This is a genomic window from Rhodococcus ruber (assembly GCF_016804345.1).
In the GTDB taxonomy this organism is placed as follows: domain Bacteria; phylum Actinomycetota; class Actinomycetes; order Mycobacteriales; family Mycobacteriaceae; genus Rhodococcus; species Rhodococcus ruber.
The window spans coordinates 63,733-78,650 of sequence record NZ_CP044212.1 but is presented as its reverse complement, the minus strand read 5'-3'; the positions used below and the strand labels follow the sequence as shown (position 1 = coordinate 78,650).

Genomic DNA, 14,918 nt, shown 5'->3' with positions numbered 1-14,918 from the left:
TGACCCCGGTGAAGGCGGTGGGCGGGACGGTGGTGCCCGGCCGGTCGAGTATCCCGCGGGGTCCGCGTCATGTGGCGGTGGCGGCCGGTGTCACGGTGACGGTCCGGTCCGGTCTGGTCTGGTTCTTGGGGTTCGTGCCGAAGGCATGGTGCTCGACGGCGAGGGGAGTAGCCCGCTATCGTTGAGGGTGTCCTGGCGAAGAGTCAGGAAAGTGAGGCCGGGAGCCCGCACGTTGTGCGTGGTCGCCCGGCCTTTGCGCTTGTCTACGGCACCCGAGCCGCGGTGACCAGCGAGTCGATCGCGCGCCGCAGCTGCCCGCCGGCGGTGTAGGCGTAGGCGATCAGGTCCGCGGCCCACAGCAACTCGTGCGCGTGCGGACGGTCCACCATCGCCCGCACCGTCGGGGGCGCCCCGATGTGGGCGAGGGCACCGGTGAGCGCCACGAGATCCTGCCTGTCCTGGGCACACGATTCGACCAGGATGCGGCGCGCCCCGAGCTCGGCGCTGTGCACCGCCAACGCGGCCAGCGGCCGGCCTGGGACCTGACGGTGCGGGCGGCCGGCGATCGGCGCGGTGAACAGGTGAGCCTGCCGGATCGGGGGTGTGCGGGCGAAGGCGGCCACGATCCGCCGCCGGTTCTCCGGGCGCTCGTCGCGGCGGTGCAGCCGGCCGGCGGTTGTGCGGCCTCGAGCGCCCGCATCGTCTTGCGCGCCGCAGCCAAATCCTCGGAAGGCACCACCACCGCGCAGATCAGATAGTCCTTCGTCTTCGCCTCGTCGACGAAGATCTCCACGGTTGGCATCACACCTTCTTCCTCCGGTATCCGGCCCACGGCATTGTCGCCGATCCCGTCGCCGATCACCGCGGCCCCTCCTGCCCCCGTATCCGCCGGTGGTCGGCGACCTACCCGGTCCGGACCGGCTTCCGCCGAGGCCCGCTGCGCCCTGGTGGTTCTGTCGGCACGGCCACGCACGGCTCCTCCCACCTGGCCCGGAGCCTTCTCGGCGCGCCTACCCGAGAACCTGTGCCGCCCCGGTTACGGTCGCGGCAGCTCGCGAGTTGAGGGGCGAGAGCGCCCCCGGGTCATCGAGGGGGCGCCCGGCATGGAGATGGACGAACAGCTGCACCAGTGGGCGTGGCAGCTGCGCCACGACGGCCGCGACTGGAGCGAGGTCGCCACCGAACTCGGCTGCACCGAAGACCTCGCCCGCGCCATGGCCGACCGACACCGCCGCGACACCGAAACCCAGGCCCAGGCCGCTCAGTTCTCCCTGTTCGACCTGTAACCCCCGGCCGGATCGGGGCCCCCCTTGGGGCGGCCCTCCGCCGACGCCCAGCGGGGCCGTAGACGACGTCGGTACGCGCACCGCCGTCCGCAGCGGAACCGGGCGTGTGCCGCCCCACCGAAGGGACCGGGTCCGCGCCGCTCGGAGAACGCCGCGAGTACTGCCACTCGCTGCACGGCGCAGCCCGCACGTGCACCACGCCCCGGTCGTTGGACAAAGATCTCCGGGCCGGGTCGGGCCGCCGCCGCACGCTGCCCAGTCGGCGGTGCGCCGGAACGTGGCTCCGGCCTGTCCTTTCGAGGTAGCGGCCGGCGGACCGCTGCCGCCTCGGCACCGATTCGGGCGTTGTAGCGCTATAACGCGGGAGGGCGGAGGCCTCCCGGTCGTGCGCGCCCCCACCGGATCCCGGGATCCCCAGCCCCGCTGCACATGTCCTCAGAGGGTGCCCGGTCGTGCAGTCCGGCCTCCGTCGGCTGAGGCCGCCCCGCCCGGGTGAACGAGACCTGCCGCCGGGCCGTCACCGGTCGGCACACCCCAGCGGCACCGGCACAGCGCAGGGGAGAGGGTCGGCCGGCTGCGCCGCCGGCACGACCACTGCCCGCCCCCACGCCGGAGGGACTACGGGGGCGGCCGGGCGGGTGCGCACGGGGCAGCTGCGACCGCGATCCCGCTGCGCGCACCGGCACGCTCCGCCGACAGGGGTGTCGTCGACCTCGGGCGCGGCCGGTGGTGCGCCTGCGGCGCACGCCGAATCGATGTAGGGTCTCGCTGCCGATGAGATTTCGAGACGCTGCGATCTGCGCGTTCATCTTGGGTCTCACGGTATGGCCACCGCGACCTGTCTCAACGTGGTGGCATTTCTTCAGAGGACAGTTTCGCTCCCGCCAGCTGGCCGTGTCCTATGGTTCCGGGGCGTTTGTGCGGAGTTTGCAGGCAGCGCGCTCCCGAGCGTTCGGAGTGCCTCGATTGAGGCCCCGAAAGCAGAATCATCACCTGGACGGGCAAACGGGAAGGGCCAGCTCAGCGAGTTCCGGTCACGGACCGGCTTTCGGAACGTGCCGGTCATGGTTGCCTCACCGGGATCTGTTGCGGCCGAGTGCCAGGGACAATTGACAGCGAGTCAGGCGGACACGGCGGTGCGGTCGTCCCGGACGAGGCGCGGGACCATGCGCACGTAGATGACCATCCCGACGACTTCGACGAGCGTTTGGGTGACCACTACGACCGCAGCAACCGCGAGCGGGTCGGGCAGGGCCAAGGCCAGCGGCAGCACGACCAGGGAGTTGCGGGTGGCACCGGTGAACACCACGGCCCGCCCCGACGGGACATCCAGGCGGAACAGCCGGGCGATCGCCCATCCGGCGAACGCCATCACCACGAGGAACGCCGCGTAGAACGGCACCACCGCGACCACGTCGGCGAAGTTGCCGTCCAGCTTCGGTATCTGGGAGGCGACCACGACCAGGAGGGTGGCCGCCATCAACGGCACCATGAGCGACGTCGCCGCGGCGGACACCTTCCGGCCTACCGCTGCCCGACCGGACCAGAACTGTGTCGCCCACGCCAGCGTCAGGGGGATGACGATCAGCACCACGAACGCTTCCACGAATGGGCCGGTCTCGACGATGTCGGACAAGTCCGAACCCATGAAGAGGACCAGGAACAGCGGCAACAAGATCATCTGGGTGATCAGCAACAGGGGGGTCGCGGCCAGGAGCCGTCGGCTGCTGCCGCCGGCGAGGCCGCTGAAGACGATCACGTAGTCCACACACGGGCACAGCAACACCAGCAACACCCCGACCCGCACGGCCTGATCGGCGGGCAGGAACGTGAACATGGCCGCCACCACGAGTGGCACCACCACGAAATTCACGACCATCGTGGCCGACAGGAACCGGGCATCGCGCAGCGACCGCACCAGTTCGGCGGCGGGGACCTGCAGGAATGTCACGTACAGAAGGGCACCGAGTACCGGGTTGATCGCGTGCTCGAGGCCCGGGCCTGCTGCCGGGACGGCCCAGCCGAGCCCCGCGCCCGCGACCATCGCCGCGAGGTAGATCGCCACCTGGTGGTGTTCCATGCGTTCGACAACGCCCTGCGGCTGCGCCACTTATCCGACTCCCCGATCGTGTGCCCCGCGCCGACCGGTCTGCGTGGGCGCACTGAATTCTCGCCCACCGGGTGCCCGGCGGGTCATCGTGGTTCGGAAATGGTGCGCGCACCTGCGCCGCCGCCCACCGAGGGCCTCCGAAGGTCCACCGTCGTCGTCCCCGCGCAGGAGGTGGCGGCGCGGCGACGAGCGCGGCGACGATCAGTACGGGGATCCACACCGCACCCACCACGCCCAGAACAGCGAGGCCCCCGAGGACGGTGAGTACCGGTCCTGCGCAGCACCCCGCGCAGGCGCCGACCGCGGCGCCCATCCCCATCGCCTGCCACCGGGCAGATCCTGGACGCTGGGGTGAGGTCATGCGTTCGCTCCGAACAGTTCGGTCAGTAGGGCGTGGGCGGTCTCGGGGGCGCGCACAGTCAGTGCGAGCGCGTCGGGAGTCAGGTGCAGGGTGAAGTCGAAGAAGGCGCAGCAGCCCTGTTCGGCGGCGGCCAGGCGCGCCACCTCGGCGACCAGGTCGGGGCCGGACGGGAACCGCACACGCATCCCGCCGTCGATCTCCTCGCGGCCGGTGGCCGAGGCCAGCACATGCCGCCATTGCCGGGCCCGCTCGTCGTATTCGTCGCCGCTGAGGGTGCAGGCCACCGGGGCGTCCCGCCAGGAGCGATCCGGTGTCGGCTCGGGCCGGCGTTCGAGTGTCGGTGATACCGGCGCCGATACCGGCGCCGCGGTGGTGGATGCGGATGCGGCGGTGAGGCAGCCGCAGTCCGGCCCGCAGGCCCCGTCCGGTGCCGGCTCCGACAGGTCGGCGCGGACACCGGCCAGGTACGCCGAGAATGCCGTCAGTTCCGCAATTCTGTTGTCGGCGTCGGTGATCCGATCGGTGACCAGCGGAAGCATCCGCTGACGCACCGAGGCACAGACTCCCTGCTCCCAGACCTCGAGCAGATCCCGGATCTCCTCCAGCGGCAGGCCGAGGTGCTTGGCCGAGGAGATGAACGCCAACCGTTCCACCGCCTCGTCGCCGTAGACCCGGTAACCCGATGCGGTCCGCTCGGCGGACAACAGGCCGGCGGTCTCGTAGAACCGCAACGTCGTGGCCGGAACCTCGGAGATTTCCGCCAGCTGCGAGATCCGATAAGTGCTCACGAGACGACGGTAAACCTTCGAGTCGACTCGAAGGTCAAGCGCGAACGGCAAGGAATCCGCTGCTGTCCGGTCACCGATCGTCAGAGGGGAGGGAGGGCTTCGCAGTCACTGCGGCCTTCAGGGCGGGTAGGTACTCGGTGAGTCCACGCCAGGTGGAGGATGCGGGCTCGCGAAGTGCCCAGCCGAGTTCATCGAGGAGGTAATGGCTGCGGGCATCGTTGCACGCGTAGCACGTGGTAACGAAGTTGCTGGACTCGTCGGCGCCACCGCGGGCGATCGGGACGACGTGCTCGAGGCTGCTGGAGTGGGTCCAGTAGATCAGGTGCGAATGATCGAACTTCCACTTCGAGTGATACGGAAATTCCGCTGGGAAGGCGCGCGAAACAAGCTTCAGCACCCGGAGATCGAGGGTGCGGGATCCGCAAAACCGACACGTCCACCGATCACGCGCAAACACCGCGAGCTTTTCCCGTTCCATTGTCCGCCGCTTGATCGCCGGCGCCGTGCGCGTCGGCACCACTACCCGACATGCCGCGACCTCGGCTGATCGCTTCCTGCGGACCGCTTCGATCTCCTCGAGATCCAACGCTGGAACCGCCGCCCGCGCACGGTCGTTCTCGCCGCGGACCAGCAACTCGACGACTGCGGCGAATTGATCAACGGGATCGTCCGGCCAACTCGTCGGCTCGGCATCGACATCCATACGGGAAGTATCGACTACTGCCTCGACACGAGGCGCAACGCAGCATCTCCCCAGCCTCGGAAGATCATCCACCGCGCTACGCGGCCCCACCACACGGCCACGCCGAGACAATCTCACCCAATTGGCCATCGAGTGGCCATCCCAGAGGAGATTTGGCCACGAATCTCGAGACACCGAATCGAGCTCCGCTGCGCTCCGCCCTGTCGACGAGCCTGATTTTGCCCTTCTGGCCTCCGATGGTGACCGGCGGTCCGCTGCGCGCAACCCCTGGGCGCTGCGCGGCCTGACGGCCCGGAAAATTCTCTCCTCCGCTGCGCTCCGGCGAGATTTTTCCGTCCCAGAGGTTGCACTCCGCGGCCCTCATGCCGGTCCACATTCTCCCTGCCAGAAGGGCAAAAGAACGGGCGGACCCGCGCCGGTTCTCACCTCCAGCAGGAAGGTCGCCATGACCGCGCCGCAGACCCCGAGCTTTCCGAGCTCGACCACCCGCACCACGATCATGATCGCCGGAGCGTCGCAGCAGGTGCGGCTGGATGTGACCAGCGCGCTGACCGCGAGCGCGGCGGTGTTCGCCACCATCGGCGCGGTGCGGATGGTCTTCACCGACCCGGCCGTCGTCCGCGGCCTGGTGGCGGTGCTGCGGCGCCCGGTCACCGACGGGGCGACGACGGTGCTGCCCGAACAGTTCCTGCTGCGCCCGGACCGCTTCGCCACCGACGAGCATGTGGTGACGGTGCACTGGTCGACGGTGCCGCCGTCGAAGATCACCCCCGGCGGGGCGTTCGATCCGCAGCGTCGCCGACACATCCACTGGGTCGACGTCGAGACCGGACCGCTGGTCTTCCGGTTCTTCGACCGGGCCGGTCACCGCGCCTTCACCGCCGAGCTCGCCCGCACCGCGGCTGTGGCCCGGTCGGTGCTGCTCCCGGCCGACGACAAGGCCCTCGCTCTCGACGGGCGCCGGTGACTCGAGGGGAGTTGTCCACAGCGGGCCCGGTTCTCCACAGGACCGGGCCCGCTGCCCGTCTCCGCCCCGGTCGGGGCCGAGGTAGCCGGACACACTGGCATCCACCGAAAGGTCGCACCGACCCGAAGAAAGGGCCCGCTCGTGCACACCTGGACCGTCACCTGCGATCCGGCCGTCGCGCAGGAATCCGGCACCGCCGCCACCGAAGTCGACGCCGTCATCGCCGGCGCCGCCGCGTTGCGCCGCATCACGGCCGCCACCCACCGGACCGGCCACCCGTCGCCCTACCTGCGTCTGCGCATCGACACCCGCTTCCGGATCGGCCTGAGCGCCGGGCCCGACAGCCCGGACGGAGTCCTCGAGTGGATCGACGACTACGAACACCAGGCCACCATCGCGGCCGCGGTCGACGACTGCGTGCCCGGCCTGGGCGGCCTCGACCCGGCGTGCTGACTTGTCCCCGCGAGGCCGAGGGGCGGCGACCACCGCCGCGGGCCCGCGAGGGGAAAGGACAGGTGTCACCTGTCAGTTCGCCAGGTATCTGGCGGTGCAGACCTGGCTTGACCTGCGGTGCGCCACTTGCGTCAGTCATGCCGCCATCAACTCCTTCTCATCCGATCTGGCGGATTCTTGGCGGGCACCGCGCCGATCTGCTTCGTCCACGATGTACCGACCTGCGGTTCCGCCGCTTCCGCCAGATCGGATGAGAAGCCGGCGCCAACGCCGTGCCACGTACACGAGAAACCCGCCAGATGCACTGAGAACCGACATCACCCACCCGCCCACGTATCGAGCTGCTCGACCCCAATCGTTTCGTACGTATCATGTTACGTACGAAACGGTACGTACGAGGTAGCATCGATCGGGACTCAGGACGCGATCGGGAGGGCGGGGCGATGACCGAGGGCAGTAGGGGAGGGCGGCGCCGCGAGTACGCCTCGGACGCGGACCGGGTCCGGGCCTGGCGGCAACGGCAGAAGGAGGCGGCCCGCGCCGAGCGGCTCGAGGCGGCCACCCCCACCGATCCGGCGGCGGCCGTGTCCACCCTGGCCGAGGCGGTCCCGTTGCTGCGGCAGGAAGCCCAGGCCGCCCTCGAGCGCCTGAGCGAGGTGGCCGCGTCGATCAGCGCGGCCACCGCGCTGCTGGCCGATCCGGCGGCGCTCGAGGCGCACCTGCGCCGGGTGCAGGCCGACGCCGACAAGGTCCGTGCCGATGCCGGCGCCGAGATCGCCGGTCTGCGTGAGCAACTCGATGCCGCGTTGGACGAGCGCGCCGACGCGGACGCGGCCGCGGCCGCAGCGCTCGCGCAGGCCGACGATGCCACCACCGCGCTCGCCGCGGCCCGCCGCGAACACCAGAGTGAACTCGACCGCCTCCGCGCCGACCACACCGCGGCCCTGGACGCGTGGACGACCCGGGTCGAGGACTCGGAGGCGGCGCACCGTCGGCGAACCGCCGACCTCGAGGCCCTCGTCGAACAGCAGCGCGACCAGCTCGCCCGGCTCCGCGCCGCCGCCGATCAGGCCACCGCCACCGTGGGCCGGCTCGAATCCGACCTCGCGGCCGCCCGCGCCGAGGGCGCCGCCGAGCGGGAGCGCACCGAGGCCGTGCGCGCCGACCTCGCGGCCGCCCGCGCCGAGACCGCCGCGGCCCGCGCCCAGGTCGACGCCGCCCGCGAACGCGCCGACGAATTACGCACCGAGCTGCGGGAACTGCGTGCTTTCGCTACGGCATCGGACCCGATCGAGCCGCGATAGCCCCCCATCCGGGATGATCCCTGTGTCTGCCGTCCGGCAGTCGAGAGAGCGGAGGCCACGTCGCACCGGCCGCCGTACCGTCTGCGCTGGTACCGAACCCCACCTCGACCGCCGGGCGACCGGCGTGGAAGGAACGGGCGTACGGCACGGCACGCCACCGCCACCTGGACAAATACCGCCGCCCAGGGAGCATTCGGAAATTCCGAATAATCACACGTACTCGCGGACTTGTGCACGTCCAGGAACCGGACCACCTCATGCTGCTTGGAGTGATCCCTCGCGCCGACCGATCCGGTGTCCGCCGCAGCCCTGGTCGGCCGCGACGATGTGGCGCCGCTCGTCCGGTCTATCCGGTTGCGGTATCGGGTTCGGGAAATGCCGGTATGTCGAGCACTCGATCGAGCCAGGCGACCGCCTCGATCAGTGCCCGGATCCGCTCCTCCCGGTCGGCGGCATGGATGATGGGGGCCAGGTGGTGGTGCGCTTGGCGGATGTCTCCGGTCAGGGCGTCGACGATCGCTGTCCACAGGTGGCATTCGGGTGCGGGTAGCTCGCCGATCTCGAGGATCTGCCCGTCGGAGGTTCTGATCTTGATGGCGTAGGCGGCGATACCACCCCGGACGAGGGGACCCAGCTTGAGGGCTATCACCTCGGCGGTGGTGGTGACGATCCATTCGAGCACGTCACCGTAGTGGGGGTGGTCGGTGTCGGGAGCGCACACCAGGGAAACCACCGCGTCGGACAGCATCGACAACTCGCCCTCGCCGGCGAAGGTGAGCAGTCGGCCGCCGAGGCCGGCTTCGTGGCAGACATCTCCTGGGTCGTGCTCCATATCCGAGAGTGCCCGGCTGTCGCCGGTCTCACACCTGCGGTGGACCGCTCCCCGATCGGGGAGGGCGGCGGGGCGTCTGCGGTGTGGCCGCGTGCGGCGACGAGGAAAGCCCTCGACCGTTTCGGGCTGCGAGGGGATCGGGACGTTCCGGTCGCCTCACGGTGAACGGCGCACCGCAGCTCCAGCCGAGCGGGATTCTGCGAGGCGTGAGGGTGAGCCCGGGGGACACGGTGACGCCCCGATCCACCCGCGTCGACACCTCGGTGACACCGTCTATTCCGGCAGCGGTGTCGGTCCGTCCGTGCGATGGAGGATCTGGTCGCGGTGCGCGGTGGCGCCGAGGGCGGCGCCCACCCGGGCGGGTCCGTACCGGCGCGAAGACGCCCGGACCGGGACGCGGACGGGCGAAAGTCATGACCTCGGGGCATAGAGTGAAGGTGCTGCAGATGCCGGCAAGTCGGGCGCGACGGTCCGCGGCGGCGGGAAAGACTATGTTCTCGTCGCGCTGGGCACATTCTCGCGCGGTCATGACCCGGCCGGGAAGGACGGGCCGGGTCATGACCGCGCGACAGCGTCGGACACACGCGAATCGGTGGATCACCGTCGCACTGGAAAACCTGGTCCAGGCACTCGCGGGGCGCTGGGCTCCGGCCGTGCCGGGCACCGAACGCGAGGCGGCGTCGACCGGGTCGGCGCGCCGGCGTGAGGCGGGCACGGTGGACTGGTCGGTGCGGGTGTGCTCGCTCCGGGATCCGGTCACGACGTTGGGCTGGGTGACGGTGACCACCGCGGCCCGGGTGTCCGAGACCCAGGTGCGGGCGGCGGCCACGGCACAGGCCGCCCGCCTCTACGGCCGCGACGCGGAGATCACCCAAATTTTGTTCGCCGGTTGACCGGTGTGGCGCCCACGGTGGGCAGGTTCTGCTGCTTCGTGCACGGCCCGGGGAGAGATGTCTTCTCTCGGCGGTGGCCGGGGAGATCGGGCGATTCCGGCGGTCGGCTCCGGCCGAGATCCGAGCAGTTCTTTCGGCCTGCGTGCAGGGATCATCGCATCCCGGGCATGTCACGGGCTACGCCGGGAATGACGGTGCAGGGTGGCGGTGCGCCCCGGAGGTGGGACACCGCTGCCGATGCTTCTCTATTTGTCGCGGCCAGAGTGCGACCTGGTTCACTACCCCTGCCGGGGAGCACCTCGACGCCGCCGCCGCCGAATACGAACGCGGTTTTCTCACCGGCTGGGTCGAGTACTTGCGCAACCGCCGTTGACTCACGGCAGGGAAGTGGATGTACCTCACTGAATACGAACCAGACGGAAATGTAGAAAAAGCCGAATGTTGACGGGCGCTGCGGATCGCCGAACGGCGAGCCGAGGCTGTTCGACGGGGTGCGCGAGTGGATCGCGGCGCACATCGCGGCGGCTGTCGCCGGTGCCGGATCAGGTAAGCCCTCGATCATCGACGCGGCGAGCATGGTCGAGCTGATCGATTCCGGTGAAGCCGAGCCGGTCGATCCGGACGACGAATTCGGACCCGTGTCCTACGACGGTCACGTGTGGGAATGGGCGGACGATACCGAGGCGTACGTGCGGACATAGAGACTCCGAGGGCCGAGCCGGCGAGCGCCACCGATCCCTGTCACCGAGTCCACCACCGTGACCGTGCACGGCGAGGCCGCCGCCGCGTCCCCGGCCACCGCGGTGGTGTTCGTCGGCGCCGCGGCCGGCCACGGCCCTCCGCGCCCAGCTGCTGCACGCACCGGAACTTCTTCGCCGACCGCGCCACCGCCCGAGGGTGGGCCGACGGTCATCCGCAGGTCGGTGGCATCGTCGTCGACCTGGCCGACGCCACCCGTCTCGGGGTGACGATCTTCGGCGGGCGCTCACCCGTTGATCTCGGGTGATGGTGCGCGTCATTCGAGGGTGAGTTGCTCGCGGTGGAAGTCGAAGTGCTTGCCCGGGTACCGGTACACCTGTTCGAGGGTCATCACGTTGGTGAAGAACGGGTCCCAGCGCCCCGGGAAGGCCATGCTGCGCCGCAGATTCGCGTCCGTTTCCTTCGCGAGGGAGCGCTGCAGTGCGGCGATGACACGGTCGCAGTGCCGGCCCATCCGGTGACGGTCGAACACGGTGGCCGCCAGGCACGACCCGCGGTAGTTGATCTCGTGAAACACCGGGGCCGCCGCGTCCAGGACCCGTGCGAGCAGCTGTCCGACACGGTCGGGTAGCCGGGAGAACACCCGAACCAGCACCCGCAGTCGCCGCACCACCATGTAGCCGAACACCATGTGGAACAGCAGCTGTTCGTTGGTCCAGCGGGTGCCGTGCGAGCGCCGATCGAGATCTGTCGCGCAAGCGGTGTCGAGGAGTTCGTGCAGCGTCCGCCGGGCGCGTTCGAGGTCGGCGGCGATCGCCGCGCGGTCGACCGGCTGCTGGTCCGTCATGGCTGCCCCCCGCGGGTCTGTGTCATCGCGAACCGGGTACGGCTCATTGTCCGCCCGGCCCGGACCGTCGGCGAGCCCCGCCCGTGGGTTCGGTTCCGGCGGATTCGATGTCAAGACCCGGACACGGACGGGTGCCGGACCGGATCCCGGGCGGCAGCGCGGGGGTGATCAATCCCCGGCCCCCGAGCGCCAGGCAGCAGGCCGGGGAGCCCGACCCAGTCGTCGGGCACGATGACCAGGCCGAGGGCGGCGACCACGCTGATCACCACGAGGGCGAGGAAGCAGAGGTACCAGCCGGCGACGATCTGTCAAGGCCGCGGCCGGCCCCGCTCGCCGAGGCGACGAACGACACGGTCAGCGCGATGTCGTCGATGTCGTCGATGTCGGTGCCGGCGAGCACGCCGGCCGCGGCGGCGAGGGTGCCGATCACCGGCACCACCTGCGCCCGCACGCGCGTGCGCCCGATCCCATGCGGTTCAGGGCGTTCCGGCGAGGATGCGGGCCAGATCGTCCGGCATCGGCATCGGGGTCATCAGCCCGGCACCGGAGCGGCCGGTGTTGCCCTCGGGGTAGCGGCCCGACGCGGAGCCGGGGGCGGCGACGATGATCCGCACCACCTGCCCGAGGGTCTCGCGGCGGTCGCGTCGGCGCAGCGCGAGGACGAGCATGGCGAGATGGTTGCGGGTGTGCGGCCACGGGTAGGGCTGGGACAGGATGTGGGCGCGTTCGAGGTGTGCCCACCGGGTCGTGTCGTCCGCGGCGGTGCGGGCTGCGGTCATCTCGTCGGTGTACGCGGCCTGGATGTGCACGGGCATCGAACTCATGAGGTGGCCTCCTCCCGGGTGCCAGCGGATCTGCTGTCGACGAACAGTGAGACGAGGAGCAGAGCGACACCGCAGGTGATGAAGGTGTCGGCGAGGTTGAACGTCGGCCACCAGCCGGTGTGGAGGTAGTCGGTGACCTTGCCGTCGACGAGGCGGTCGATCACGTTGGCGGCGGCCCCGGCGAAGATCGCCGCGAACCCGATCACCGCCGCCGCGGAACTGGTCGGTGCGGTACGCCAGGCGTAGACCGCGATGCCGGCGGTGACGGTCACGGTCACCGCGACCAGCACCGGGGTGGGCAGCTGGTTTCCCAGGCTGAACGCGACCCCGGTGTTGTAGGTCAGGCGCAGCTGCAGCATCCCGAGGTTGATCACCCGGCCCCCGGCCAACACGGCCCGGATGAGCGGCTCGACGATCAGGGCGGCCGCCGCCAGCACGGCGGCGGCGGCCACGAACACCGTCCGAGCCCGCCGCCGCCCGGGGACCGGTGTGGTGACCGGATCGCCACTCACGCGTGGGCCCTGTCCGCCGGTGCCGGGGTGGCCGGTGCCGCGGTGGTGAGGGCGCGGACGCGGCCGGCACGGACACCGTTGGCGATGACCACGATCTCGGCGACCTCGTGCACGAGCACCACGGCGGCCAGGCCGAGGATCCCGGACAGGGCCAGCGGTATCAGGACGGTGATGAGGGCCAGGGACAGGCCGACGTTCTGCAGCATGATCGTCCGGGACCGGCGGGCGTGCGCCAGGGCCTGCGGCAGGTGCCGCAGGTCCTCGCCCATCAGGGCGACGTCGGCGGTTTCGATGGCCACGTCGGTGCCCATCGCGCCCATCGCGATGCCGAGATCGGCGGTGGCCAGGGCCGGGGCGTCGTTGACGCCGTCGCCGACCATCGCGGTCGGCCGCCGGGTGCGCAGGTCGGAGACGATGCGGGCCTTGTCCTCCGGGCGCAGGTCCGCGTGCACCTCGTCGATCCCGGCGTCGACGGCCAGGGCGCGGGCGGTGCGTTCGTTGTCGCCGGTGAGCATCGCGACCCGGTAGCCGCCCCGGCGCAGACCGGCGACCACCTCGGCCGCCTCCGGGCGCAGTTCGTCGCGGACCGCGATCGCCCCGAGCAGGTGGTCGTCGCGTTCGATCAGCACCGCGGTCGTGCCGGCGTGCTGCATGCGTTCGATGTCGGCGGCCAGCTCGCGCGCCTCGATCCACCCGGGCCGCCCCAGCCGCACGCAGGCTCCGCCGATCCGCCCGCTCAGCCCGGCGCCGGTGACGGCGTCGACCTGCTCGGCGGGAGTCACGGAATCGGCGGCGGCGAGGATCGCCGCGGCGAGGGGGTGTTCGCTGCGGGCCTCGAGCGCCGCGGCCACCGCGAGCACCTCGCCGCGGGTGGCGCCGTTCGTGGTGGCGACGTCGACGACGGTGGGCCGGTTGCGGGTCAGGGTGCCGGTCTTGTCGAGGGCGATCCCGCGGATGCGGCCGAGGGTCTCGAGGGCGGCGCCGCCCTTGACCAGGACACCGAGTTTGCTGGCGGCCCCGACCGCGGCGAACACGGTCACCGGGACCGCGATCGCCAGCGCGCACGGCGAGGCCGCGACCAGCACGACCAGGGCGCGTTCGATCCACACCCGGGGATCCCCGAGCAGGCTGCCGACGGCGGCGATGACCGCGGCGACCACCAGGATCGCCGGGACCAGGGGCCGGGCAACGGTGTCCGCCAACCGTTGGGCGGCGCCCTTGCGGGACTGTTCGGCCTCGACGATCTTCACGATCTTGGCCAGCGAGTTGTCCTCGGCGTCGGCGGTGACGGTGACCTCGAGGACGCCGGTGCCGTTGATGGCGCCGGCGAACACCGCGTCGCCGGGGCCGGCCTCGACCGGGACCGATTCACCGGTGATCGCGGAGACGTCCAGTGCGGTGCGGCCGGCGATGATGGTGCCGTCGGTGGCGATCCGCTCCCCGGGTTTGACGACCATGATCTCGCCCAGTCGCAGCTCCACCGGCGGCACCGTCTGTTCGCGGCCGTCGCGGACCACGGTGGCGGTGTCCGGGACCAGGGACAGCAGCGCGCGCAGGCCGCGGCGGGTGCGGGCCACCGAGTACTCTTCGAGGCCCTCGCTGATCGCGAACAGGAACGCCAGCATCGCGGCTTCCTCGACCTCGCCGAGCAGCACCGCACCGACCGCGGCGATCGTCATCAGGGTGCCCACCCCGATCTTCCCGTGCGCCAACCGTTTCACGGTGGCGGGGACGAAGGTGTAGCCGGCGATCAGCAACGCCAGCGCATACAGTGCCAGCTCCGCCACGTCGGGTCCGCCACTCCAGCCGACAACCAGCCCGGCCCCCAGCAGCACCCCGGCGGCGGCCGCGGCCCGGATCTCGGTGACCTGCCACAGCTTCTCCGGCTCGTGCTCCTGCTCGCCCTCGGGGCGGGGTTCGTCGTGGCCGCAGCCGCACGCCTCGCTCACTCCGTCACCCCCGGTGCGCTGTCGGTGCCGTAGTTCGGGCACAACGCGACCGCGTTCCCGGTGGCCGCCAGCAGGGTTTCCGCCGAGGACAGCAGATCCAGCAACTCCGGCCGGGTCAGCGAGTAGAACACCTGCCGGCCCTGCGGGCGGCCCTGCACCAGCCCGCAGTCCCGCAGGCAGGCCACGTGCGCCGACACCGTCGACTGCGCCAACCCGAGCTCACCGACCAGATCCGCCACCCGCGCCTCTCCACCGGCGAGACGACGCACGATCGCCAACCGGGTTCCGTCCGAGAGACTGTGGAACAACGCCACCGCGGCATCGAGGCCCGCCCCGGCGCTGGTGGACAACCTGCACCCAAGCCCACTATTGATCGTCATGCAACGATGA

18 protein-coding genes are annotated in these 14,918 nt (G+C 70.9%); 7 read left to right on the top strand and 11 right to left on the bottom strand.

Annotation, left to right across the window (positions count from 1 at the left end; translation table 11 throughout):
* Nucleotides 1–263 precede the first annotated feature (263 nt).
* Nucleotides 264–623: a hypothetical protein gene (locus F1734_RS25585; RefSeq protein ID WP_029547266.1), complete on the bottom strand. Its 360-nt coding sequence runs from the start codon at nucleotides 621–623 to the stop codon at nucleotides 264–266.
* Between the two features lie 480 nt (nucleotides 624–1,103).
* Between F1734_RS25585 and F1734_RS25580 the strand changes: the two genes are divergently transcribed.
* On the top strand, nucleotides 1,104–1,286 hold the full coding sequence (locus F1734_RS25580) for a hypothetical protein (RefSeq protein ID WP_029547267.1): 183 nt from the start codon (nucleotides 1,104–1,106) through the stop codon (nucleotides 1,284–1,286).
* Between the two features lie 1,120 nt (nucleotides 1,287–2,406).
* On the opposite strand, the gene F1734_RS25575 is transcribed toward F1734_RS25580, so the two are convergent.
* The 3 genes from F1734_RS25575 to F1734_RS25565 all read right to left on the bottom strand — a co-directional run bounded on the left by F1734_RS25575 (nucleotide 2,407) and on the right by F1734_RS25565 (nucleotide 5,248).
* A complete protein-coding gene (locus F1734_RS25575) occupies nucleotides 2,407–3,396 on the bottom strand; it encodes an arsenic resistance protein (protein WP_010596909.1) in 990 nt (329 codons plus the stop codon).
* A 357-nt stretch (nucleotides 3,397–3,753) separates the two neighbouring features.
* Nucleotides 3,754–4,545, bottom strand: a complete 792-nt coding sequence (locus F1734_RS25570; RefSeq protein WP_010596908.1) for a MerR family transcriptional regulator — start codon at nucleotides 4,543–4,545, stop codon at nucleotides 3,754–3,756.
* A gap of 70 nt (nucleotides 4,546–4,615) precedes the next feature.
* Nucleotides 4,616–5,248: an HNH endonuclease gene (locus tag F1734_RS25565; RefSeq protein ID WP_010596907.1), complete on the bottom strand. Its 633-nt coding sequence runs from the start codon at nucleotides 5,246–5,248 to the stop codon at nucleotides 4,616–4,618.
* 445 nt (nucleotides 5,249–5,693) lie between these two features.
* On the opposite strand from F1734_RS25565, the gene F1734_RS25560 reads away from it, so the two are divergent.
* The 3 genes from F1734_RS25560 (at nucleotide 5,694) to F1734_RS25550 (ending at nucleotide 7,972) form a co-directional block, all read left to right on the top strand.
* Nucleotides 5,694–6,215 (top strand): hypothetical protein, encoded by a 522-nt coding sequence (locus tag F1734_RS25560; RefSeq protein ID WP_029547268.1) that lies wholly within the window; start codon nucleotides 5,694–5,696, stop codon nucleotides 6,213–6,215.
* A gap of 141 nt (nucleotides 6,216–6,356) precedes the next feature.
* Nucleotides 6,357–6,668: a hypothetical protein gene (locus F1734_RS25555; RefSeq protein ID WP_029547269.1), complete on the top strand. Its 312-nt coding sequence runs from the start codon at nucleotides 6,357–6,359 to the stop codon at nucleotides 6,666–6,668.
* Between the two features lie 443 nt (nucleotides 6,669–7,111).
* On the top strand, nucleotides 7,112–7,972 hold the full coding sequence (locus F1734_RS25550) for a coiled-coil domain-containing protein (protein WP_029547270.1): 861 nt from the start codon (nucleotides 7,112–7,114) through the stop codon (nucleotides 7,970–7,972).
* A gap of 346 nt (nucleotides 7,973–8,318) precedes the next feature.
* Here the strand turns inward: F1734_RS25550 and F1734_RS25545 are convergent, their stop codons facing one another.
* A complete protein-coding gene (locus F1734_RS25545) occupies nucleotides 8,319–8,804 on the bottom strand; it encodes a hypothetical protein (protein WP_010596935.1) in 486 nt (161 codons plus the stop codon).
* Between the two features lie 557 nt (nucleotides 8,805–9,361).
* On the opposite strand from F1734_RS25545, the gene F1734_RS25540 reads away from it, so the two are divergent.
* The 3 genes from F1734_RS25540 to merB all read left to right on the top strand — a co-directional run bounded on the left by F1734_RS25540 (nucleotide 9,362) and on the right by merB (nucleotide 10,703).
* Complete coding sequence (locus F1734_RS25540; protein WP_010596934.1) at nucleotides 9,362–9,697, top strand: hypothetical protein; 336 nt, start codon at nucleotides 9,362–9,364, stop codon at nucleotides 9,695–9,697.
* A 491-nt stretch (nucleotides 9,698–10,188) separates the two neighbouring features.
* Nucleotides 10,189–10,398, top strand: a complete 210-nt coding sequence (locus F1734_RS25535; protein WP_010596933.1) for a hypothetical protein — start codon at nucleotides 10,189–10,191, stop codon at nucleotides 10,396–10,398.
* Nucleotides 10,362–10,703 carry an organomercurial lyase gene (gene merB, locus F1734_RS25530; RefSeq protein WP_072636219.1) on the top strand — a complete coding sequence of 114 codons (342 nt, stop codon included), beginning with the start codon at nucleotides 10,362–10,364 and terminating at the stop codon, nucleotides 10,701–10,703. The genes F1734_RS25535 and merB overlap by 37 nt, the downstream gene beginning before the upstream one ends.
* Before the next feature lie 9 nt (nucleotides 10,704–10,712).
* On the opposite strand, the gene F1734_RS25525 is transcribed toward merB, so the two are convergent.
* The 6 genes from F1734_RS25525 to F1734_RS25500 form a co-directional block, all read right to left on the bottom strand.
* Entirely contained in the window at nucleotides 10,713–11,243 is a 531-nt protein-coding gene (locus tag F1734_RS25525) for a DinB family protein (RefSeq protein ID WP_010596932.1), read from the bottom strand.
* A 262-nt stretch (nucleotides 11,244–11,505) separates the two neighbouring features.
* A complete protein-coding gene (locus tag F1734_RS25520; RefSeq protein WP_231386049.1) occupies nucleotides 11,506–11,673 on the bottom strand; it encodes a hypothetical protein in 168 nt (55 codons plus the stop codon).
* Nucleotides 11,674–11,719: 46 nt separating this feature from the next.
* On the bottom strand, nucleotides 11,720–12,067 hold the full coding sequence (locus F1734_RS25515) for a DUF3703 domain-containing protein (RefSeq protein WP_010596929.1): 348 nt from the start codon (nucleotides 12,065–12,067) through the stop codon (nucleotides 11,720–11,722).
* Nucleotides 12,064–12,579, bottom strand: a complete 516-nt coding sequence (gene lspA, locus F1734_RS25510; protein WP_010596928.1) for a signal peptidase II — start codon at nucleotides 12,577–12,579, stop codon at nucleotides 12,064–12,066. Before lspA ends, F1734_RS25515 begins: the two co-directional genes overlap by 4 nt.
* Nucleotides 12,576–14,528: a heavy metal translocating P-type ATPase gene (locus tag F1734_RS25505; protein WP_010596927.1), complete on the bottom strand. Its 1,953-nt coding sequence runs from the start codon at nucleotides 14,526–14,528 to the stop codon at nucleotides 12,576–12,578. Before F1734_RS25505 ends, lspA begins: the two co-directional genes overlap by 4 nt.
* Nucleotides 14,525–14,908 (bottom strand): ArsR/SmtB family transcription factor, encoded by a 384-nt coding sequence (locus F1734_RS25500; protein ID WP_029540281.1) that lies wholly within the window; start codon nucleotides 14,906–14,908, stop codon nucleotides 14,525–14,527. The genes F1734_RS25505 and F1734_RS25500 overlap by 4 nt, the downstream gene beginning before the upstream one ends.
* Nucleotides 14,909–14,918: the final 10 nt, after the last annotated feature.

Coding starts and splice junctions, on each gene's coding strand:
- F1734_RS25525 (WP_010596932.1), bottom strand. CDS start 11,243: ATGACGGACCAGCAGCCGGTCGACCGCGCGGCGATCGCCGCCGACCTC.
- merB (WP_072636219.1), top strand. CDS start 10,362: ATGGGCGGACGATACCGAGGCGTACGTGCGGACATAGAGACTCCGAGG.
- F1734_RS25560 (WP_029547268.1), top strand. CDS start 5,694: ATGACCGCGCCGCAGACCCCGAGCTTTCCGAGCTCGACCACCCGCACC.
- F1734_RS25500 (WP_029540281.1), bottom strand. CDS start 14,908: ATGACGATCAATAGTGGGCTTGGGTGCAGGTTGTCCACCAGCGCCGGG.
- F1734_RS25565 (WP_010596907.1), bottom strand. CDS start 5,248: ATGGATGTCGATGCCGAGCCGACGAGTTGGCCGGACGATCCCGTTGAT.
- F1734_RS25550 (WP_029547270.1), top strand. CDS start 7,112: ATGACCGAGGGCAGTAGGGGAGGGCGGCGCCGCGAGTACGCCTCGGAC.
- F1734_RS25580 (WP_029547267.1), top strand. CDS start 1,104: ATGGAGATGGACGAACAGCTGCACCAGTGGGCGTGGCAGCTGCGCCAC.
- F1734_RS25515 (WP_010596929.1), bottom strand. CDS start 12,067: ATGAGTTCGATGCCCGTGCACATCCAGGCCGCGTACACCGACGAGATG.
- F1734_RS25545 (WP_010596935.1), bottom strand. CDS start 8,804: ATGGAGCACGACCCAGGAGATGTCTGCCACGAAGCCGGCCTCGGCGGC.
- F1734_RS25540 (WP_010596934.1), top strand. CDS start 9,362: ATGACCGCGCGACAGCGTCGGACACACGCGAATCGGTGGATCACCGTC.